This is a genomic window from Stenotrophomonas acidaminiphila, assembly GCF_001431595.1.
Classification (GTDB): domain Bacteria; phylum Pseudomonadota; class Gammaproteobacteria; order Xanthomonadales; family Xanthomonadaceae; genus Stenotrophomonas; species Stenotrophomonas acidaminiphila.
Genome location: NZ_LDJO01000005.1, coordinates 61638 through 81124 on the forward strand (window position 1 = coordinate 61638; position 19487 = coordinate 81124).

Below are 19487 nucleotides of genomic sequence, written 5' to 3' on the forward strand. Positions count from 1 at the left end.
CATGCTGACGCGCCTCGTTCAATTCGCGCTCGCGCAGCGCCTGTTCGTCCTGCTGGCCAGCGTGTTGCTCGCCGGTGCGGGCTGGTATGCCTTCCGCAACCTGCCCATTGATGCGTTCCCCGACGTTTCCAGCACCCAGGTCAAAATCATCATGAAGGCCCCGGGCATGACGCCCGAGGAGATCGAAACCCGAATCGCGGTGCCGATCGAAGTGGAGATGCTGGGCATCCCCAACCAGCGCATCCTGCGCTCGATGTCCAAGTACGGCATCGTCGATATCACGGTCGACTTCCAGGACGGCACCGACATCTACTGGGCGCGCCAGCAGGTGGCCGAGCGTCTGTCCAACATCAGCGCCGATCTGCCGACAGGCGTCAGCGGCGGCATGGCGCCGATCACGACACCGCTCGGCGAGATGTTCATGTTCACCGTCGAGTCGCCGGAGATGACGTTGGAGGACCGCCGCAGTCTGCTCGATTGGGTGATCCGGCCCGCCCTGCGTTCGGTGCCAGGCGTGGCCGATGTCAACGCGCTGGGCGGAAAGGTGCGAACTTTCGAGGTCGTTCCCGATCCGGTGAAGCTGGCCGCGGTGGGCCTGTCCACGGCGCAGTTGCGGTCCGCCATCGAGGCCAACAACCGCAACGACGGCGCCGGCCGTTTGGGTGAAGGCGACGAGGTACTGCTGGTGCGTACCGAAGGCAGCATCAAGACCATGGACGACGTGCGCGCCATCGTCGTGAAGGCCGAGGGCGGCGCAAGCGTGCGCATCACGGACATCGCCCAGGTACGCGAGGGATACCTCACGCGCTATGGCGTGGTGACGCAAAGCGGCCGAGGCGAGGCCGTGCAGGGCCTGGTGCTCGGACTGGCTGGTGCCAATGCGCAGAAGGTCGTGCAAGGCGTGACGCAGAAGCTGGAAGAACTCAAGCCCACCCTACCGAAGGGCGTCGAGATCAACGTCTTCTACAACCGCGCCAAACTGGTCGAGACGGCGGTCGGCACGGTGTCAAAGGCGCTGCTGGAGGCGACCGTACTGGTGCTGGTCCTGCTGGGCGCATTCCTCGGCAACCTGCGGGCAGCGGTGACAGTGGCCGTGGTGCTGCCGCTGTCGGCGCTGGCCACCTTCATCCTGATGCGCTGGTATGGCATGTCGGCCAACCTGATGAGCCTTGGGGGTTTGGCCATCGCGCTGGGCATGCTGGTCGACGGCGCGGTGGTGGTGGTCGAGAACATCGTCCAGCACATGGCCCATGACGGCAAGGACAAGCTGCCTCGCCAGCACATGGTGTTCCGCGCGGTGCGCGAAGTGGCCGTGCCGGTGGCCGCGGGCATCCTGATCATCGCCGTCGTGTTCCTGCCGTTGATGACACTGCAAGGGCTCGAAGGCAAGTTCTTCGTGCCAGTGGCGATGACCATCGTGTTCGCGCTGGCCAGCTCGCTCGTGCTGTCCCTCACCATCATCCCGGTGCTGTCGTCCTTCCTGTTCAAGAAGGTGAAGCACGACGACCCGTGGCTGCCCCGCCAGGCACTGCGGCTGTATGCGCCGATCCTGCGCTTCGCGTTGGGCCGGCAAAAGCTCGTCTTTGTCGTGGCCGGCGTCATGCTGGCGGCCGCGGTAGGCGTCTATACCCTGGTCGGCAAGACCTTCATGCCAGCGATGGACGAGGGAGACCTGATCGTGGGCATCGAGAAGCTGCCATCGGTGAGCCTGGAGCAAACGGCCGAACTCGACCTGAAGATCCATCAAGCGTTGATGAAGGGCATACCCGAGATCACTGGCATCGTGGCGCGCGCCGGCGCCGACGAGATCGGGCTAGACCCGATGAGCCTGAACCAGACCGATACCTATCTCGTGCTGAAGCCTCGCAACGAGTGGGCCCCCGGGGGAAAGCCGGCATTGGAAGATCGGATTCGCGCGGTACTCGACGAACTCCCGGGCGTCGGCTACAGCTTCACCCAGCCGATCGACATGCGCGTGTCCGAGATGATCATCGGCGTGCGTGGTGACATCGCGATCAAGATCTTCGGGCCGGACCTGTCGACGCTCAATGACCTCGCCGCCCAGGTCGAGAAGCTGATGAAGGAAGTGCCGGGCAACCAGGACGTCTATACCGTTCAGAACGACGGCGTGCAGTACCTGCGTGTCATCGTCGATCGCCTCGCAGCGGGTCGCTACGGCCTGTCGGTCGAGGATGTGCAAGACGCGCTGCGCGTGCAGATCGAAGGCCAGCGTGCAGGCACGGTGATCGATGGCAATCGGCGCATCCCCGTCGTGGTACGTGGCCAGGACATCGTGAAGGTATCGCCCGCGGAGTTCGCGGCAGTGCGCATTACGACATCCAATGGGCAAAGCGTCGCGTTGGGCCAGCTCGCCCAACTGGAGCGCCAAGGCGGTCCTGTGAAGATCGACCGCGAGATGGGCAGCCGCTACAGCGTAGTGATCGCCAATGTCACCGGGCGCGATTTGGTCGGCTTCGTCGAGGAGGCCAAGGCCAAGGTCGCCCAGGCAGTCACGCTGCCCACCGGGTACCGCATTGCCTGGGGCGGTCAGTTCGAGAATCAGCAGCGTGCGGCAGCGCGTCTTTCGCTCGTCGTGCCGCTGTCGATCGGCTTCATCTTCATCATCCTGTTCTCCACCTTCGGCTCGGTCCGACAAGCGCTGCTGGTCCTGAGCAACATTCCATTTGCGCTGGTCGGCGGCATCGTGGCGCTTTGGCTCACGGGCGAGTACCTCTCGGTGCCGGCCTCGGTAGGTTTCATCGCGCTACTGGGCATCGCCGTGCTCAATGGCGTGGTGCTGGTGAGCTATTTCAACCAGTTGCACGCCGAAGGCTTGTCGCTCGTCGATTGCGTGACACAGGGAGCACACAGGCGTCTGCGCCCGGTGTTGATGACCGCATCAATCACCGCATTCGGACTCATCCCATTGCTGTTCGCCACCGGCCCCGGCTCGGAGGTCCAGCGGCCACTGGCCATCGTCGTGATCGGCGGCCTGATCACGGCGACCGCGCTGACGCTGATCCTGCTACCCATCCTGTACCTGCGATTCGCGCACGCCAAGTCGGCGGCGCCCATGGAGGCGCACCATGCCTAAGTCCTGCTTGACCCTGCTTCTCGATCCACAGATCGAGGAAAAGTTGCTCGACTTGCTGCTCGATGTCGCGGGTGACGAACTCTTTGTCAGCACGCCGACGTTCAGCCACGGCACAGCCTACGGGCGGCTATCGAACGAAGAAAAAGTGATGGGGCGCAGCCACGCGGTCCAAGTGCAGATCCTAGTCACCGACGGGAAGCAGGAAGAAATCCTGCAATTGCTGCAAGAACGTTTTGCCGGCACCGGGTTGCGCTATTGGGCAGCGCCGCTGTCGATCGATGGAGAGATTGCATGAAGTCTTGGATCACGATGACCCTGGGATGGGCGCTGGTGTTGCCCCTGCAGGCGTTTGCGCAGCCCGTCATTCCGTCCGACCTACCTCCTGCCGAACTTGCGCGTGCGGCCATTGAGCAGGAGCCTTCTGTCGTGAAGGCTCGGCATGCGCTCGAAGCAGCAGGCCATGCAGGGCGCAGGATCGCTGCATCGCCCTACGAGTGGTCTGTAGGGATCGACAGTCAGAGACGCCGCTATGACACAGGTGGCAATTCAAACGAATGGACCGCCAGGATCGAGCGACCGATACGAATTGGCGGCAAGGCCGAACTCGATCAGGGCCTAGGCGACACGACCGAACGAATAGCCCGCGCCGAGTTAGCGCAAACACGACATGAAGCGGCGCGTACATTGGCTGACTTGTGGATCGACTGGCTGGCAGCTATTCAGGCGCGAGAGTTGGCTAAGGAACAACTCGACTTCGCCGAATCGAGCGCGTCGGCGGTTGCCGGGCGCCGCAGGGCCGGCGATGCGTCGCTTCTTGATCTCAACGCTGCGCAAGCGGATGCGGCCGAGGCACGCCGACAGTTTGACACCACGCAGGCACAGGAAACCAAGGCGATCCTTCGCCTGCGCTCACGCTTTCCGTCTTTGGTGATGGAGCCACAGTCCTTGAGTGAACCTGTGGAACTAGACCTGGACGAAGCGCAATGGCGCGAACGAGTCCTGGCCGGGAGCGACACGCTGCGGACGATGCAGGAATCGCTGAAGCGGGCCGAACTGACGGCCGATCGGGCACGGGCCGATCGAATTCCTGACCCCACCGTTGGCCTTTTCACAGCCTCGGAGGCTCGTCGCAGCGAACGCATCGTAGGCATCAGCGTGAGCATCCCGCTCGGCGGGACCTATCGCAAGGAAACCATGTTGGAGGCGCTCAAGCAGGCGGACGTGGCGCGGGCCGAACTGGAGCGCCAGCGAAAGGAAATCGACCTGGCGACTGCGGAAACCATCAACGATGCCCGCACTGCACTGCGGCGGTGGAGGTTAGCCGAACAGTCCGCACAAATGGCCCGCGAGAACGCAAGGCTCGGCCAGCGTGGCTACAGCCTCGGCGAAGGGGATCTGCAATCGCTGCTGCTGCTGCGTCGGCAATCCGTTGACGCCGCCGGGGCATCGCTTTCATCCCGCGTCGAAGCGTTGAAGGCGCGCAATCGGCTGCTGATCGACGCTCACTTGATTCTTGGGCTGGCCGACGAATAAAGCTGCGTCGCTGCACACCCATATCACTGGCGCAACTCCCCGACGATGCCAAGACGGCACGCCAGCGTGCGCACGTCGATTTTCGTCACCCTGATCGCACGAGCGCGGCGAATGAAAAGCCACTTTCTGCGCTCATCAAAGGATTTTTTGGAGTTTATTAAAGGTATGAGATTCATCCACGAAAGATTTACGGCAGCAATGCCAAGTCGCCTTCCCTCAACCTGGCCACGGATTCTCCTATTTCTAATAGCAGCGCTTCTCCTCATGTTCGCAAGTGCGAATCAGGCGCTAGCTGTGATCTCTCAGTAGGTTGTTCATCCGGGGCATCGCTGGAAGATGGGAGTTACGACACCAACCCAGCCCCCAGGAGCCCCGGATGAACCTGCATAAACATGCCCGTTTGACGCCTCGCGGTCGAGCCCTGCTTGTGGAGCGCATCCTCGTGCAGGGCCTGCGCATCGAAGAGGCCGCCCACGCGGCCGGCGTGAGCGTGCGCACGGCCTACAAGTGGCTCAAGCGATACCGGGAGGAAGGCCCTGCGGGTCTGGTTGACCGCAGCTCCCGGCCGCAGACCTGCCCCCATGCCACGCCGCCGGCCATCGTGGCGCAGGTGCTGGAGCAGCGTCGCTCGCGCCGGACCTATCGCCAGATCGCCCAGCGACTGCCCGTGGCGCCCAGCACCATCGCCCGGTTGCTGCGCCGTGCCGGGCTGCATCGCCTGGCCGAACTGGAACCGGCGCTGCCGGAGAACCGCTACGAGTACGCCCGGCCCGGCCAACTGCTGCATCTGGACATCAAGAAGCTGGGGCGAATCGGTTCCCCGGGCCACCGTGTGACCGGCGACCGCTCGCACCGGCACCGGGGCATCGGCTGGGAATACGTCCACCTGGCCATCGACGACCACTCGCGCGTGGCCTTTGCCTCCATCGCACCGGACGAGCGCGGAACCAGTGCCTGCAAGGCTCTGATCCGCACGGTGCGTTACTACCGCAGCCTGGGCGTACGCTTCGAGCGGGTGTTGACCGACAACGGTACGTGCTACAGGTCGCGCCGCTTCCAGCGCCTGCTCCGCCGCCTCGGCATGCGCCACCTGCGCACGCGCCCCTACACCCCGCGCACCAACGGCAAGGCCGAGCGCCTGGTACAGACCAGCCTGCGCGAGTGGGCCTATGCCCGCGCCTACGACAACTCCGTGCAGCGGGCCGGCGCCCTCCATGACTGGCTGCACCACTACAACTGGCACCGGCTCCACGCCAGCCTCGGCTACAAGCCGCCCATCTCCCGAATCCCGCTGAACAACGTACTGGGTTTACACAGCTAGCCCATGCCGTTGCCGAAGGTGACAAGGGCTACATCCAAGAAATATCTGGCGTCAATCTGATCCCTTTCATGTATTTAGGGGCGAAGCACATGGCGACGGGATACGACCACATCCTGTTCCTGCTCGGCGTGATCTTCTTTCTGTACCGACTGAAGCATATCGGCCTGTATGTGACGCTATTTGCCATCGGCCACTCAACCACGATGCTGCTTGGCGTGTATTTCAACGTCGGGATCAACAGCTACATCATCGACGCGATCATCGGCTTCTCAGTTGTTTACAAGGCGCTCGACAACATCGGCGCGTTTCAAAGATGGCTAGGCTTTCAGCCCAACACGAAGGTTGCAACCGTCGTATTCGGACTATTTCACGGCTTTGGGCTGTCCACCAAGATCATCGAATACAACATTTCACCTGACGGCCTGATTCCCAACCTGCTGGCGTTCAATGTCGGCGTTGAAATCGGGCAGTTGCTTGCGCTCGGCACGATCCTGATCGCAATGAGCTACTGGCGTCGGACGGCGAGCTTCTGGCGCCATGCGTACACCGCAAACGTGGCAATGATGTGTGCCGGATTCGTTTTGATCGGCTACCAGATCACCGGCTACTTCGTTTCCTAACTGCACACGGAGAAAACTCTATGTACAACGTATCCAAGCCAACCCTTGACGCCCTGCCAACATCGAAACAGTTGATACGCTCGACGATTATTGCGCTCGTTGCGGCCATCGCAATTCTGGTCGCCGTCGTCCTTCCCTCCGAATACGCAATCGACCCGACAAGAATTGGTCGTGCTCTCGGGCTGACGGAAATGGGGGAAATCAAGACACAGTTGGCCAAAGAAGCTGCTGCGGACGCCGCCATGGATGCAGCCAAGACCGCTGCCACGAGTACAGGAAATGCAAGCGCAGCCACGCTGGCACAGGTGCAAGGTGCCGCCCAGGTGACGAACGATTCTGCGTGGCGCGATGAGGTGCGCGTCCTACTCAAACCCGGCCAGGGGGCCGAAGTGAAGCTAAGCATGAAGGCTGGTGAGAAGGCCGAATTCAGTTGGATCACCGAAGGCGGTGTAGTGAACGTTGATACCCACGGCGATGGCGGTGGACAGTCCATAAGCTACGAGAAAGGCCGCGCCGTGCCCGCAGGTGACGGCGTGATCCAGGCTGCCTTTAGTGGCAATCACGGCTGGTTCTGGCGAAACCGCGGGGATGTCGATGTGACTGTGGTTGTTCGCACTCGCGGCCAATACGTGGAAATGAAGCGCGTCTTGTAGTTCGCCGGAAAGACAGGGGCGAATGCCCTATGCACTCCGGCCCTCCTGCTGTGCCAAACGCGCACTAGGAAGCCGAAGTTTCCGCCCTGCCACGAGGCCGGGCCCTACCTATGGAGATAGTGAAATGAATGTTCGTCCGCTCTTGATTGCCTTCCTGGCCAGCACATCGCTTGCTTCACCGCTTGCGATGGCCCATCCCGGCGCGCATAACGACGATGAAAAGGCCATGCCGAAGACCTGCGAGCAATTGGCAGATACGAAGCGGTACATCAGCGACGTGGCTTACCCCGAAGTAAAGAAGCTGAAAGAGCAATGCGATGCCGCCACGAAGAAGAAGCCGGCTGCAACGCCGGCACCGGCAACCCGTCAATCGTCCGGCGGCAAGAACTGATTGCTCAAGGTTGTGGCCGTAGCCCTGCGAGCTGCGGCCACTGCCTTGTTGGATTGGCCCCTAGTTTGGCGCTCGTTTGCATGCTCGGTGCTACTAATACTCAGAACTTTCCTGGGTGACAGATCATGGCTCTGCCATTAACCGAGGAGCGGGTTCTACCCGGCAGCGCTCGCATTGAACCTGCGCGGCAGATTGGAGCGCACAAGGAGACATGTTTAATGGAGCTGCGACATCTACGTTGCTTCGTAGCCTTGGCTGAGGAGCTGCATTTCACACGAGCTGCCGAGCGACTACATATCGAACAACCACCTCTTTCCCGAGCCATCAAAGAACTGGAGGACGAATTGGGGGTCTTGCTCTTCGATAGAGACCGCAGAGGTACCCGGCTGACCGCAGCAGGTACTGCGTTCTTGCAAGACACTCGCCGACTATTCACCGTGTTGGAACAAGCACGAGAGAATGCCAAGGCTGTTGCAGCGGGCTCGCGAGGTAGCCTGCGCATCGCAGTATCCGATGGCGCAATTGATCCCTGGCTGTCGGATTTTCTCGCCAGTTGTCGCGCTGAAGAGCCAGACGTTGAGATTCGCTTGTCCGAAGTGCCGTTGGCCGAGCAGTTGCGCGGTCTGCGTGCCGGCGACTTCACCATCGGGTTCGCGCACACGGCCGAAGTCGGCGACGACATTGTTGCCGAGCCGATCTGGCAAGACCCGTTGGTGATCGCCGTACCTGTCAGACATGAGCTGCTTGTCCACAAGGCAGTCCCACTCCATGAACTCGGAGGCCACCCACTTGTACTGTGCGATCCACAGGTGTGCGAAGGCTACTGTCGTGAACTAGCTCGGCTTCTACGGCTTCTAGAACGTGAACCGAATGTGGTCGAGCACGTATCCTCGCTGGAGATGATGCTTACCCTGGTCAGCGCGGGCTTTGGTGTCGGCTTCACGACAGCGACCAGGGTTGCTATCAGTCCACGACCAGATGTGCTGACTCGCCCGCTAGCGGTGGATTCAGCAGTAATCACAACCTATCTGCTCCGACTCGGTGGCGGCGACATGCCGGCTTCGCTGGAGCGATTCATCGTTCGTCTGCATGATCTCGTCCGGTTACGCGACAGTCTGAGTAGCTGACAGCTCGGTCACCCTCAAGAATCTGTGCTGCTGCCGGTGCCAAGGTTGCGCTCCGTTGCAGACATCAGTTCAGCGGCGCTTATTCCGAGCGCCGTGGCAATTTTTAAGATGAGAGGAAGCGTGGGCACGTGCTCCCCGCGCTCGATCTTGCCCATGTGCGAACGCGAGATGCCTGCTCTAGATGCAAACTCGTCTTGAGCGACACCTTGAGCGACGCGCGCAGCGCGCACAGCCTGCCCGAAGGCCAACGCTGGCTCGGATTCATATGTCGATGTGCCAATGGGGCGGCCTGGCTGAATAGTGGGCTTCTGCATTAGCAGAAGCGTCGAACAATCTACCCAAATTAACCACGTTAATGTTATAGACGTTAAAGTTCTCTCTTAACTATCATGTCGGCTTGCTCTCGACCTGCTTTGCCGCTTTGGGGCACCCATGTACAACACCACCAGCCGGCTCTCCCATCTCAGGCTTGCCATAGCGCCAGGCGTGCCATCGTCAAAGCTCTCGGCACTGCTGGCGCTGCAACGCGCGGAAGAACCCGATGTCACCCTCGCATTCTTTGAGGTTTCGGGCAACGACCTGCGCACGGGGCTACATAACGGTCGCTACGACGCAGGGGTATCGCTTCAGGCGTCGGGCGACACGACCCTTAAGACCCAGCCGTTGTGGGTTGAGTGCATGGCCGTCGCCATGCCGCTACGGTTCCCGTTGCTTGACCAGGCAACGCTCACGATTGCCGATCTGCTGAACTACCCCATGTATCGCTGGCAGGCGGAAATGTGCTCCAAGCTCGACGAGCGACTTTCCACCCTCCCGCCTATAGGTCGGCAAAACATCCGGTACGTGACTTCGTTTGCCCTATTGGCCACATGGGTCGCGGCCGGCTATGGCGTCGGGGTATCCGCGCAATCGCGCATCGAGCATGCCCATCGCTGGGGGCTCGCGATGCGGCCGATCATCGATGGCCCTTACGAGATCGTGACGCACTTGCAGCGACCCCAGGAGCAAGCCAGTTCCGTTGTAGAGCGGTTCGAACGTAGAGCGCTGCAAGTTGCCAGGGCAAGTGCTGCATAGTGGCCGCCCCCTCTGGCCGGGGTGACAACCCCGGCCAGAGGTTGCAGTCCACGGGTCAGGCCCCCTCAAGCACTACTGCGCTATCCACCAACCGACGGACGCTCAGCCGCACATCCTCGGGGATGGGCCGCGTGGCAACGGCTTCGGGCACATCCTCATGGCGCTGCCAGTCGCCCATGAGGACCCGGATGATCGCGGGCACGTTGGTCGGCGTGACCACATCAATGGCCGCACGATCCCCCAGGTCAGGGTGCGGCTGCGTCAGCATGCGGTACAGGTCCCACGAATCCGCGTGCGGGCACTGGTTCATGAGTACCTGGGCCAGCTTGTGCTTGAGCGGCACCAGTTGCCAGTCGGGAACCCGCTGCCCCCGGTTGCCCAGGCTGATGGACAACAGCTTGCCGGCTTTCAGCTCGCGGTTGATCTGATCCTTGGACTTCCCGGCCAGCTTGCCGAACAGCGGGACCGGCAGATTGTTCGGCGACTCATAGATGGCCAGCATTTCCTCGCGCTCGCGCTGGATGGCGGACACTTCCGGCTCCGGGGCATGCACCGGAGGTGGCGGCACCTGCGACAGCCGCTGGAACGTGATTCCACCGCTGTTCGGGGTCACGACGATAGGCGTGGCCACCACGGGCGGCACACCAGGGACAGCGGACTCGGCCACCGTGGGGACCGCGCCCACCACTTCCTCCACTTCCGCCATCGCCGGCACCCCGTCGATACGGATGGTCAGGTGCGCGCTCGCGGCTTCCACTTCGCCCTGTTCGAGCAAGTCGAGGCGATCGGCCCAGTCCTGCATCATCCGGCGGCGCGGCTCCACGTACTTGGCGTGGTTGTAGGCCGAGCTGACCTTGTTCGGATCGGAGTGCGAAAGCTGCGCGTCCACCCAAATCTTCGGGTAGCCGATCTCGTTGAGCGCGGTCGAGATGGTGCCGCGAATGCCGTGACCGGTCAGGCGCCCCTCATACCCCATGAGCTGCACGGCCTTGTTGAGGGTGTTCTCGCTGATGCGCTTCTTGAGTTCGCTGCGATGCGACAGCAGGTACTTCTGCGCCGGACGCATCACGCCCAGGAGATAGCGCACGATCTCGATGGCCTGCAGGGACAGGGGCACGATGTAGGGCGGCACGTCCTGCGGCCGCTTGCCGGCCTTGCGCATTTCGTCCTGGAGCTGCTTGACGACCTGCGGCGGGATGATCCACAAGCCGCGGTCGAGGTCGAATTGCTCAGGCTCGGCCAGCCGCAACTCGCCCGTGCGCACCCCCGTCAGGAACAGCAGCCGGACGCCAAGCTGGGTCTGCCAGCCCCGGGGGTTGTAGAGCCGGAGCTTCTGAAGGAACTCGGGCAGCTCGGGCAGGTGCAGATAGGGGTTGTGGGCCACCGGGGGCTTGGGCTCGGCCACCACGTCCAGGTCCGCGGCCGGGTTGACTTCCAGCCCCTCGGCAATGACCAAGGCGTAGCGGAACATCTGGTTGAACCAGGTGCGGACCTTCTCGGCGGTGGTGAACGCCTTGCGCTTCTCGATCGCCGCCACGACGCCTACGAGCTGGGGCCGACGAATGTCGTAGATCGACATCTTCCCCAGGGTGGGCAGCACGTCCTTGTTGAAGATGCGCAGGATCTGCGAAAGCGTGCTTTGACGGCCTTCCTTGAGTTCCTTGCGGCGATGCTCGACCCAGGCATCGAAGACGTTCTTGAAGGTGTATTCGCCTGCCAGCCTGGCCGCGTGCCGCCGCTGATCCCGCTCGACCTGGGGATCAATCCCCCTGGCGAGCAGGGCTTGGGCCTTGTCCCGCTCGGCGCGGGCCTCGCGCAGGCTGAGGGCGGGATAGCCGCCCAGGGACATGCGCTTTTGCTTGCCCAGCCAGTAGTAGCGGAAGATCCACGACTTGCCGCCTGCGGCAGAGACCATCAGGCCCAGGCAGTCGTTGTCGGAGAGGGTGTAGCGCTTGCCGGTGGTCCTTGCCTGCCGGACGGTCAGATCAGAGAGTGCCATTTCGAGGCTCCTAAGTTATGACTTAGGCTCTATGCTCGTCATGGTTCCCGCTCAGCCCCAGCAACTATCCGGTAGCCGTCCCACCCGTATTCTTGTGCCTCAATTGGTCACTCAAAAACGGTAGCTGTGGGTGGATTTCCGTGGCGCTCGCTGGAATGAAAAAAGGGGCCGAAGCCCCTCTTTTCAACGACTTACAGACGTCAGTGGAAGTCTGTAGATCATAACTTGGAGCGGGAAACGAGACTCGAACTCGCGACCTCAACCTTGGCAAGGTTGCGCTCTACCAACTGAGCTATTCCCGCTTGGGAGCCGTGCATTCTACAGACTTCGTAGGTGTTGCGCCAGCCTTTTTAACAACTTTCTTCACGCTCTTGGGAAGCTCTTGGCCTCCCTGTGCATCCCGCACGCAGTCGCTTGACTGCTCGATATACACGAGGTGAATCCCTTGATGACGCCCCGTTGAAAACCCGGAAACTTCATCGAACTGGAGCGGGAAACGAGACGTTTACTAGGCGCGTAAGTCGTTGTTTCCCGAACACTTTCTTCGCCGAGGTGGCCAGCGAAGACCTAGATTGTAGCCTAGTTTTTCACCCCCGCCAACAAGATCGTCCAAAGAGTTCCACTGGCGTCCATAGACCCGCACTCAGCACACCGGCCCCACACTCGTCACAACGTCGTCAGCGACGGTCTCGAACTGGCGCCTGTCCCTGCTCTCGGCACCCGCACCAGTACCGCGATGACGTCCAGGCCGATTCTCTCGGTGCTGGCTCAGTTCGGATGTCAGCTACGAGCCGCATGCGCCGCGCATTGCGTAGCTCGTCCGCACAAGTCGTGCGGGAAGAACGCACACCCTAGCCGTGGCGCGTCAGCGCGCGATTCTTTGTCGCTATATCAGGATGCTGGACAAGCATGACAGGCTGGGGTTTCACCGCGTCCTTGTGGACGTCGGGTAGCGATTGCGAGCCCTTCGCGCCTCGTGAAACCGCTGGCATATCAGGCCATACCCAAACGGTTTTGCGAAGATCGCCGCTACTTATGACGCTGCTACTGTGCGCGTCGCTTTCGAGCCTGCCAGCGAAGGCTCGACCATCTTGCGACTCACTGGATTCTTGCATATCGAGCACACGACGGCTACCTGCAACACAAGCCGGTGAGAAGTACTCAGGCCCCATGACGAAGCGGACCTCGGGACCCGCTTCATGCACAGACAACACGCCGACCTTCAGGTTGGCACCAAAGGAGTCGGCCATGTAGTTCTCCTGGAAGGAGATAGGAGCATGAACAACAATGCACCAACATCAAAGGTGTTCTACCGCCCGATCGAAGCCTCCATACGCTGGGCCGGGCTGCTGCGATTCGAGCACGTCATCCTGGCCTCGATCTCGTCGCCGAGAGACCTGCCACAGTCGTTGGACTGCCCGCGCTGGGGCGAACTGCGGCTGTATACCGACCGCATCTACGACGGCATCCTCAATGGGGAACTGCCCTTCGGGCAGAACGGCATCACGATGCGCGACATCGAACTGATCGACTCCCCTGATATCACCGTTCGCCACGTCGATCTGAAGCGCTGGATGCGCCAGCACTACCCCGAGCAGCGGCCCGCCTTTCTCTTCTCCCGCAGCGAGCGCATCGCCCATCCCTTCATCTCGCTGGAGACCGGGCAAGCCATGCTGGTCGAAAGGCTGGCCCTCAAATCCGCCTTGGAGCAGTCCAAGCGTCAGCTTCGCGAGTTGCAGGAAAAGCACGACGCGCTGCTCAAGCAGTCCTCGGTGATCCCCGCATGCGCGCAATGCTCGATCAGCGATCGGGCCGAGACCACCTACCTGAACATCATCGGGGGCATGCTGGAGTTGATACTCGGCCAGTCGCCCTCGGGCACGCCGTACTCCAGCTTCAAGACGCAGGAGGCCGTGGTCAGCGCATTGGTCGCCCATCACCACGGCGTCATGGGGATCGCGGAGCGGACATTGAACGGCAAGTTCGCCACAGCCAGGCGCCGGCTACATAGCGCCATCCTCTAAGGTTTTCCAGCTTGTTTAGGCAGCCGCGGAGATTGCATTGGCAATGTCTTTCCGCAGCCGCGTCTATTGAATAGAGGTCACGCCAACAAACGCCACTGAGCGTTCAGGAGTGACCGCCATGTCGCCAACACCTGCACTGCCGCCCAACGAGCGCCGCATCCTGCGCCTGGAAGAAGTCGAAGCGAAGTCCGGCTTCAAGCGTGCCCACCTCTACAACCTGATGCGCGCCGGCAAGTTCCCCAAGGCGCTGCGCCTGGGCGTGCGCGCCGTCGGCTGGGATTCCATCGAAATCGACCAGTGGATCGCCGAGCGCGTCAACAACCGGGCCTGACCCGTTCTCCCACGGACTTCCCATCCTCACCCGGAGAACGCCATGCAGGTTGTATCCATTGTCTCGACCAAAGGGGGCGTCGGTAAAACGACCACGGCCGCCAACCTGGGCGGGCTAGCCGCCGATGCGGGACTGCGCGTGCTGCTGCTCGATCTCGACGTGCAGCCCACCTTGTCCTCTTACTACGAGCTGGCCCACCGCGCGCCCGGCGGCATCTATGAATTGCTGGCCTTCAACGAGCGCGACCTCGGCCAGCTCGTGTCCCGCACGATCATCACAGGCCTGGACCTGGTGCTGTCCAACGACCATCGGGGCGAGCTGAACACCTTGCTGCTGCACGCGCCGGATGGGCGCCTGCGGTTGCGGCACCTGCTGCCGATGCTGGCTCCCCTTTATGACCTGGTGCTGATCGACACCCAGGGCGCGCGCAGCGTGACCTTGGAGATGGCAGTACTGGCCTCCGACTTGGCGCTGTCGCCTGTCACCCCGGAAATCCTCGCCGCCCGCGAGCTGCGGCGCGGCACCATGCAGTTGCTGGAAGACATCGCGCCGTACCGGCACCTGGGCATCGAGCCGCCGCCGCTGCATCTGCTCATCAACCGGGTCCACCCGGTGTCGGCGAACGCCCGGCTGATCCAGCAAGCCCTGCGTGACCTGTTCCAGGACCACACCGGCATCCGCGTGCTGGCCGCCGACGTGCCGGCCATCGAAGCCTATCCACGCGCCGCGACGCGCGGCCTGCCCGTGCATCGCGTCGAGTACCGCCAGCCACCGGGCAGAGTCGCCCCCGCCGCGCTCGACACCATGCGCGGCCTCGCCGGCGAACTGTTCCCGCAATGGCAGCACCGACTGGCTCGCGTGTCCGGCCGCCCGCCATTTCCTCTTGATACCGGGAGGCCCCATGGCGAACGCACATGAACTGGCCCGAGGCCACAAGCGGCTGCGCGCCCTGATCGAGTTCGCCGTCGGCGAGGGCTGGCACGTCAAGCGCACGCCAGGCGGCCACCTCAAATTCACGAAGGCAGGCTGCGCCGCGATCTACACCAGTTCGACGGCCAGCGACCACCGGGCGGCCCTCAACGCCCGCGCGCAGATCCGCCGCGCCGAGCGCGAGTCCCGGTCCCCAGCGCAGGGAGGCCGCCATGGCTGAAATGACCTCCCAGCAGATGGCCGGCAAGCTGCTCGCGGCCGGGTTCGAGCGCAGCGGCCCGTCCACCTCGGCCTTGAGCGACCCGATCGCCGACACGCCCATGGTCGTGACCCTGGACCAGTTGCGCCCCTACGACCACGATCCCAGGAAGAAGCGCAACCCAGCCTACGAGGACATCAAGGCGTCCATCCGTGAGCGCGGCCTGGACGCAGCGCCGGCGATCACCCGGCGCCCGGGCGAGGACCACTACATCATCCGCAACGGCGGCAACACGCGCCTGGCGATCCTGCGCGAACTGTGGTCGGAGACCAAGGACGAGCGGTTCTTCCGCATATCGTGCCTGTTCCGCCCGTGGCCCAGCCGCGGCGAAGTCGTGATGCTGACCGGCCACCTGGCCGAGAACGAATTGCGCGGGGGCCTGACGTTCATCGAGCGCGCCCTCGGCGTCGAGAAAGTCCGCGAGTTCTACGAGCAGGAAAGCGGCGCCGCCCTCAGCCAGTCGGAGCTGGCGCGCCGGCTCGCTGCCGACGGCTTCCCAGTCCAGCAGTCGCACATCAGCCGCATGAACGACGCGGTGCGCTACCTCCTGCCGGCGATCCCGACCGTGCTCTATGGCGGGCTCGGCCGCCACCAAGTCGAACGCCTGTCGGTCACGCGCAAGGCCTGCATGCTCGCGTGGGAGCGCTACGCCAAGGGCCGCACGCTGGTGCAGGACTTCGACGACTTCTTTCAGGAGGTGCTGTCGCAGTTCGACACGCAGGCCGACGAGTTCGCCCCCCAGCGCGTGCAGGACGAGTTGATCGGCCAGATGTCCGAACTGCTCGGCATCGACTACGACGTACTGGCGCTCGACCTCACCGAATCCGAAAGCCGCCATCGCGCCCTGATCAGCGACCCGACCCCACCATCGGCACCGCCCGCGCTGCCTGAGCCCGGCACCGTGGCACGCCCGCCCGCCGCGCCGGCCCCATCGGCCCCGACGCCGGCGACCACACCTGGGTCGCGCGAGCGCGAGGGCGGCTCGGGGACGGACGGCTCGCCCGCAGGAAGCCCCGTGGCTGCTCCTGGTGATCTGCTGCAGGGGCACATCGTTTCGCCTGCACCGACGACGGAGCGGCTGCAATCCATTCAGCGGATGGTCGCCGACGAGCTGGGGGATGCGCTGCCCGATTTTTCGGCCAACGTCTTGCAGTCCATTCCCGTCCAGGCGGGCGGTCTCTACCCGATTTCCGACGTCTGGCACATCGACGCGGGCCTGGACACGCCCGATCGCCTGCGCATCCACATCGCGCAGTTCGCACGCGAGATCGCGGGCGAGGCAGGCCTCGATCAGTGCATCGAGGACCGCGCGGACGGTGTGGGCTTCGCATGCCATCCCAACGCACAGCCCCCATCACCGCAGGGCCGCGTCGTGCTGGCATTGCTGGCGAGCCTGGCAGGCCAGAGCTTCACCGATGCCGATCTGGACGGCGGGCAGCTTGCCGCCGAACTGCCGGCGCTGCTGCATGGCCAAGGCGATGCGACCCGCCGCTTGAGCGACACCGCGCTGGTCAAGCTGTTCCGATTGCTGCGCCTGGCCCGGCGCCTGCTGGACCTGGAGTCCGGTGCCGCAGGCCCTGGGGCATGAAGGAAGGAGACCCGCATGGCCGCCCCGCACCCGCTCAATCAGGCCGTCATCGCCCAGGCGCTCTACGACCTGCGCAACGGCCAACTGCGCCGCTGCAAGGCGATGGGCTTCAGCGAGGCCGAGCTGGATGCGCTCAAGCATCCCGCCATGGTGAGCGTGCTCGCCAACGCCAATGTCTCGTGGTGTTCCGTGTCCGTGAACCGCGAGGTGCTCCGGCGTCTGCTCTCGCAGGCGCAGGACGTGGAGAAGGAAATCGCGACCGTCGATCGCATGTTGCGCCTGGGGGCCAGCACGGAGATGGTCAGCCGCTTCTATGGCCTGACCCATCAGGAAGTCGCCCTGCGCCGTGAGGTGCTGGGCCTGCCCAAGCGCAAGGGTCGTCACCCTGTCCTGGACGAGAAGCAGGACGTCGAACTGTGGCGGCGCTGGAAAGCCATCACCAGCAGCAGGAATGTGGACCTGGAGGACGAGACCTCGATTCTCGACGCGGCCATGGACCTCGCCGAAGGCATGGATTTGCCGTTGTCGGTGGTCTGGGCCGCGATCAAGTCGTGGGTCGATCAGGGACTGGGTTGAGCCATGGCCGTGGACGATACCGCGCCACGCCATGGCCCCGTCGCACTCGCTGACCTGTTCGATGCGGCGCTGAAGAACTTTGCGCCCAAGCCCAACCCCAACCCGCCAACACCCGCTCCCGAGCGCATACCCGTGCCGTCACCTGCGACACCGGCCGCGACCGGCGATGCGCTCCTCTTCAGCGGCAATCGGCACGAGACCGTACCGCGGCGGCTGTTCCTCGACCGCCGCCTGACGCCGCTGGAGCGCAACGCCTGGCAGGTGTTCCGGCTGATGCTCAACGACGACGGCGTGACCGCATTCCCCACCTATGAGCAGTTGCGGCCCTGGCTGGCCTCGATGCCCTGCGCCGGCCAGGCCTCGCATGAAACCGTGGCGCGAGCCCTGACGCTGCTGCGACTGACCCGGTGGCTGAGCCTGGTGCGGCGACGGCGCGACGCCAGGACCGGCCGCATCCTCGGCAATCTGTACGTGCTGCACGACGAACCCCTGACGCCGTTCGAGGCCATGCAGCTCGACCCGGACTACCTGCAACTGGTCAGCCAGGCGCTCGGCCACTCGGCCAAAACCGTTCAGATCGTGGGCCTGCACACCCTCAAGGAAATCGGCGAAGACCCGATGCTGGCCGGGCGCACCCTGCCGTCGAGGCTGCAAGTCCTGGCCGAGCGCCTCGCCAGCCAGGGCGCTGGGGCGCACGAAGGTTATCCACAGGAGGACGCCACGCACGAATCCGAAGAAGGGGCGACGAGCCTTCTTCGGAATCCTGACGACCCCACTTCGGAATCCGAAGCAGGGTCGAAACCCGCGCCAGACGCCTCTCTTCGGAATCCGAAGCAGGCCCGTACAGTACGTAGTACTCGTATTAATGAAGTACGTACTACCGCGCACGCACAAGCGCAGGCGCGCGCGCTGGGCGACCTCCAATGGCCCAAACGCTTCGCGGAACTGAAGGCAGAGCAGCAGACAGGTGCGCGGGTGGCGTTGCAGCAGGTCGATGCCTCGCTGAGGCAGGCTGTGCTGGACGAATGGGCCACGCGATGCAGCAGCCACGGCATCCGCAATCCTGCGGGGTATCTGTTCGGCATCATCCAACGGGCCATCCATGGCGAGTTCAACGCCTGGGCCAAGAAAGACGCGCCATCTGCATACGCTCCGCCGAATGAGCGGCCACCACCAGCACCGCCACCATCCCAGCCGCAGGGCAAGCCGGTGCCGCCAGAAGTCGCCAAACAGCACATCGAGCGGCTGCGCAACCTGCTCGCCAGCAAGTGAGCGGGCCTGCAAGGCGGTGAAGTGGATGCCAGTGGCTTCCAGCAGAGCTATCCCCAGGGGATAGTTCTACTGACGGCTACACGTCGAACCGCTGCACGTCAGGCCCCGATCGCCTGCGGCGGGATCGGCCTTGTCCGGGCTGAGCCGGGCGCGCAGCGTTCCTTGGCTCTCCATGGAACTATCCCCTGGGGATAGTTCCACTGACGGCTACGACGTCGAACCGCTGCACGCCAAGCCCCGATCGCTTGCCGCGAGATCGTCCTTGTCCGCGCTGATCCGGGCGTGCAGCGTTCCTTGGCGCTCCATGGAGCTATCCCCTGGGGATAGCTCGCGTCTCATGCACCCGCCGCGCCCTGAACCGGGGACGGGCGGGTTTCGGTTTGTTGACTGACTGCCTTCCGCTTCCTGCCGAAGCTGGCCGCTCTTTTCCAACAACGAGCGGACACCATGGCAACGACCAACGAACCTCTGCAACTGAATCTCGGCTCCTTGCGCAGCGCGATGTCGCTGACGCTGCACACTCACCACGCCTCGCGCATCTGGCACGGTCGCGCCGCCGGCGAGGGGCGACCCGGCATCGTCGGCCTGAACGGCTACATCGCCCAGATGAACAAGATGCGGCGCGGCTCGGAGCAGGACGACCCGTACAGCGACTTCTGGATGCTGCGCATCGAGGACAAGACACACCAACCAAA

At 63.4% G+C, this 19487-nt stretch carries 20 protein-coding genes and 1 tRNA gene; 17 read left to right on the top strand and 4 right to left on the bottom strand.

The genetic code is table 11. The annotated features are described in order from the left end of the window. Position 1 precedes the first annotated feature (1 nt). The 8 genes from ABB33_RS01035 (at position 2) to ABB33_RS18025 (ending at position 8739) form a co-directional block, all read left to right on the top strand. The gene (locus ABB33_RS01035) at positions 2–3094 is read left to right on the top strand and encodes an efflux RND transporter permease subunit (protein WP_056930823.1); all 3093 of its coding nucleotides are present in this window, start codon (positions 2–4) and stop codon (positions 3092–3094) included. Further along, entirely contained in the window at positions 3087–3389 is a 303-nt protein-coding gene (locus ABB33_RS01040; RefSeq protein WP_056930824.1) for a DUF3240 family protein, read from the top strand. The genes ABB33_RS01035 and ABB33_RS01040 overlap by 8 nt, the downstream gene beginning before the upstream one ends. Next, on the top strand, positions 3386–4627 hold the full coding sequence (locus ABB33_RS01045; RefSeq protein ID WP_082594921.1) for a TolC family protein: 1242 nt from the start codon (positions 3386–3388) through the stop codon (positions 4625–4627). The genes ABB33_RS01040 and ABB33_RS01045 overlap by 4 nt, the downstream gene beginning before the upstream one ends. A 376-nt stretch (positions 4628–5003) precedes the next feature. Then, complete coding sequence (locus tag ABB33_RS01050; RefSeq protein WP_056930826.1) at positions 5004–5948, top strand: IS481 family transposase; 945 nt, start codon at positions 5004–5006, stop codon at positions 5946–5948. Positions 5949–6004: 56 nt separating this feature from the next. Further along, on the top strand, positions 6005–6568 hold the full coding sequence (locus tag ABB33_RS01055; protein ID WP_425513307.1) for a HupE/UreJ family protein: 564 nt from the start codon (positions 6005–6007) through the stop codon (positions 6566–6568). 20 nt (positions 6569–6588) lie between these two features. Then, on the top strand, positions 6589–7221 hold the full coding sequence (locus tag ABB33_RS01060; RefSeq protein ID WP_056930828.1) for a hypothetical protein: 633 nt from the start codon (positions 6589–6591) through the stop codon (positions 7219–7221). A 124-nt stretch (positions 7222–7345) separates the two neighbouring features. Beyond that, a complete protein-coding gene (locus ABB33_RS18020; RefSeq protein ID WP_082594922.1) occupies positions 7346–7612 on the top strand; it encodes a hypothetical protein in 267 nt (88 codons plus the stop codon). Positions 7613–7830: 218 nt separating this feature from the next. After that, on the top strand, positions 7831–8739 hold the full coding sequence (locus tag ABB33_RS18025) for a LysR family transcriptional regulator (protein WP_082594923.1): 909 nt from the start codon (positions 7831–7833) through the stop codon (positions 8737–8739). Positions 8740–8753: 14 nt separating this feature from the next. Here the strand turns inward: ABB33_RS18025 and ABB33_RS18030 are convergent, their stop codons facing one another. Continuing rightward, the gene (locus ABB33_RS18030; protein ID WP_082594924.1) at positions 8754–9053 is read right to left on the bottom strand and encodes a helix-turn-helix domain-containing protein; all 300 of its coding nucleotides are present in this window, start codon (positions 9051–9053) and stop codon (positions 8754–8756) included. A 118-nt stretch (positions 9054–9171) separates the two neighbouring features. Between ABB33_RS18030 and ABB33_RS01070 the strand changes: the two genes are divergently transcribed. Beyond that, positions 9172–9813: a substrate-binding domain-containing protein gene (locus ABB33_RS01070; protein WP_056930830.1), complete on the top strand. Its 642-nt coding sequence runs from the start codon at positions 9172–9174 to the stop codon at positions 9811–9813. A gap of 55 nt (positions 9814–9868) precedes the next feature. Here the strand turns inward: ABB33_RS01070 and ABB33_RS01075 are convergent, their stop codons facing one another. The 3 genes from ABB33_RS01075 to ABB33_RS18365 all read right to left on the bottom strand — a co-directional run bounded on the left by ABB33_RS01075 (position 9869) and on the right by ABB33_RS18365 (position 13062). Beyond that, the gene (locus ABB33_RS01075) at positions 9869–11812 is read right to left on the bottom strand and encodes a tyrosine-type recombinase/integrase (RefSeq protein ID WP_056930831.1); all 1944 of its coding nucleotides are present in this window, start codon (positions 11810–11812) and stop codon (positions 9869–9871) included. A gap of 226 nt (positions 11813–12038) precedes the next feature. Beyond that, positions 12039–12114, bottom strand: a tRNA-Gly gene (locus tag ABB33_RS01080). Positions 12115–12663: 549 nt separating this feature from the next. Next, positions 12664–13062 (bottom strand): hypothetical protein, encoded by a 399-nt coding sequence (locus ABB33_RS18365; protein ID WP_060433553.1) that lies wholly within the window; start codon positions 13060–13062, stop codon positions 12664–12666. Between the two features lie 27 nt (positions 13063–13089). On the opposite strand from ABB33_RS18365, the gene ABB33_RS01085 reads away from it, so the two are divergent. From ABB33_RS01085 to ABB33_RS01120, 8 genes are all read left to right on the top strand, one after another. Next, entirely contained in the window at positions 13090–13836 is a 747-nt protein-coding gene (locus ABB33_RS01085) for a hypothetical protein (protein ID WP_033448905.1), read from the top strand. Positions 13837–13954: 118 nt separating this feature from the next. After that, positions 13955–14167, top strand: a complete 213-nt coding sequence (locus tag ABB33_RS01090; protein WP_033448903.1) for an AlpA family transcriptional regulator — start codon at positions 13955–13957, stop codon at positions 14165–14167. Between the two features lie 42 nt (positions 14168–14209). Then, on the top strand, positions 14210–15085 hold the full coding sequence (locus ABB33_RS01095; RefSeq protein ID WP_033448900.1) for a ParA family protein: 876 nt from the start codon (positions 14210–14212) through the stop codon (positions 15083–15085). Then, on the top strand, positions 15069–15317 hold the full coding sequence (locus ABB33_RS01100) for a hypothetical protein (RefSeq protein ID WP_033448898.1): 249 nt from the start codon (positions 15069–15071) through the stop codon (positions 15315–15317). Before ABB33_RS01095 ends, ABB33_RS01100 begins: the two co-directional genes overlap by 17 nt. Beyond that, positions 15310–16944 (top strand): ParB family protein, encoded by a 1635-nt coding sequence (locus ABB33_RS01105; protein ID WP_033448893.1) that lies wholly within the window; start codon positions 15310–15312, stop codon positions 16942–16944. Before ABB33_RS01100 ends, ABB33_RS01105 begins: the two co-directional genes overlap by 8 nt. Positions 16945–16959: 15 nt before the next feature. Continuing rightward, entirely contained in the window at positions 16960–17520 is a 561-nt protein-coding gene (locus ABB33_RS01110; RefSeq protein WP_033448890.1) for a DUF2857 domain-containing protein, read from the top strand. 3 nt (positions 17521–17523) lie between these two features. Then, a complete protein-coding gene (locus ABB33_RS01115; RefSeq protein ID WP_033448887.1) occupies positions 17524–18792 on the top strand; it encodes an STY4528 family pathogenicity island replication protein in 1269 nt (422 codons plus the stop codon). 447 nt (positions 18793–19239) lie between these two features. Further along, on the top strand, positions 19240–19487 hold a 248-nt coding region (locus ABB33_RS01120; RefSeq protein ID WP_152984907.1), incomplete at its 3' end, for an AcaB family transcriptional regulator.

Bases quoted from the DNA above. Each gene is read 5' to 3' on its own strand.
- ABB33_RS01105 (WP_033448893.1), top strand. From the start codon at position 15,310: ATGGCTGAAATGACCTCCCAGCAGATGGCCGGCAAGCTGCTCGCGGCC.
- ABB33_RS18365 (WP_060433553.1), bottom strand. From the start codon at position 13,062: ATGGCCGACTCCTTTGGTGCCAACCTGAAGGTCGGCGTGTTGTCTGTG.
- ABB33_RS01040 (WP_056930824.1), top strand. From the start codon at position 3,087: ATGCCTAAGTCCTGCTTGACCCTGCTTCTCGATCCACAGATCGAGGAA.
- ABB33_RS01045 (WP_082594921.1), top strand. From the start codon at position 3,386: ATGAAGTCTTGGATCACGATGACCCTGGGATGGGCGCTGGTGTTGCCC.
- ABB33_RS01050 (WP_056930826.1), top strand. From the start codon at position 5,004: ATGAACCTGCATAAACATGCCCGTTTGACGCCTCGCGGTCGAGCCCTG.
- ABB33_RS01115 (WP_033448887.1), top strand. From the start codon at position 17,524: ATGGCCGTGGACGATACCGCGCCACGCCATGGCCCCGTCGCACTCGCT.
- ABB33_RS01090 (WP_033448903.1), top strand. From the start codon at position 13,955: ATGTCGCCAACACCTGCACTGCCGCCCAACGAGCGCCGCATCCTGCGC.
- ABB33_RS01035 (WP_056930823.1), top strand. From the start codon at position 2: ATGCTGACGCGCCTCGTTCAATTCGCGCTCGCGCAGCGCCTGTTCGTC.
- ABB33_RS01085 (WP_033448905.1), top strand. From the start codon at position 13,090: ATGAACAACAATGCACCAACATCAAAGGTGTTCTACCGCCCGATCGAA.
- ABB33_RS01095 (WP_033448900.1), top strand. From the start codon at position 14,210: ATGCAGGTTGTATCCATTGTCTCGACCAAAGGGGGCGTCGGTAAAACG.
- ABB33_RS18025 (WP_082594923.1), top strand. From the start codon at position 7,831: ATGGAGCTGCGACATCTACGTTGCTTCGTAGCCTTGGCTGAGGAGCTG.
- ABB33_RS01100 (WP_033448898.1), top strand. From the start codon at position 15,069: ATGGCGAACGCACATGAACTGGCCCGAGGCCACAAGCGGCTGCGCGCC.
- ABB33_RS18020 (WP_082594922.1), top strand. From the start codon at position 7,346: ATGAATGTTCGTCCGCTCTTGATTGCCTTCCTGGCCAGCACATCGCTT.
- ABB33_RS01060 (WP_056930828.1), top strand. From the start codon at position 6,589: ATGTACAACGTATCCAAGCCAACCCTTGACGCCCTGCCAACATCGAAA.
- ABB33_RS01110 (WP_033448890.1), top strand. From the start codon at position 16,960: ATGGCCGCCCCGCACCCGCTCAATCAGGCCGTCATCGCCCAGGCGCTC.
- ABB33_RS18030 (WP_082594924.1), bottom strand. From the start codon at position 9,053: ATGCAGAAGCCCACTATTCAGCCAGGCCGCCCCATTGGCACATCGACA.
- ABB33_RS01075 (WP_056930831.1), bottom strand. From the start codon at position 11,812: ATGGCACTCTCTGATCTGACCGTCCGGCAGGCAAGGACCACCGGCAAG.
- ABB33_RS01070 (WP_056930830.1), top strand. From the start codon at position 9,172: ATGTACAACACCACCAGCCGGCTCTCCCATCTCAGGCTTGCCATAGCG.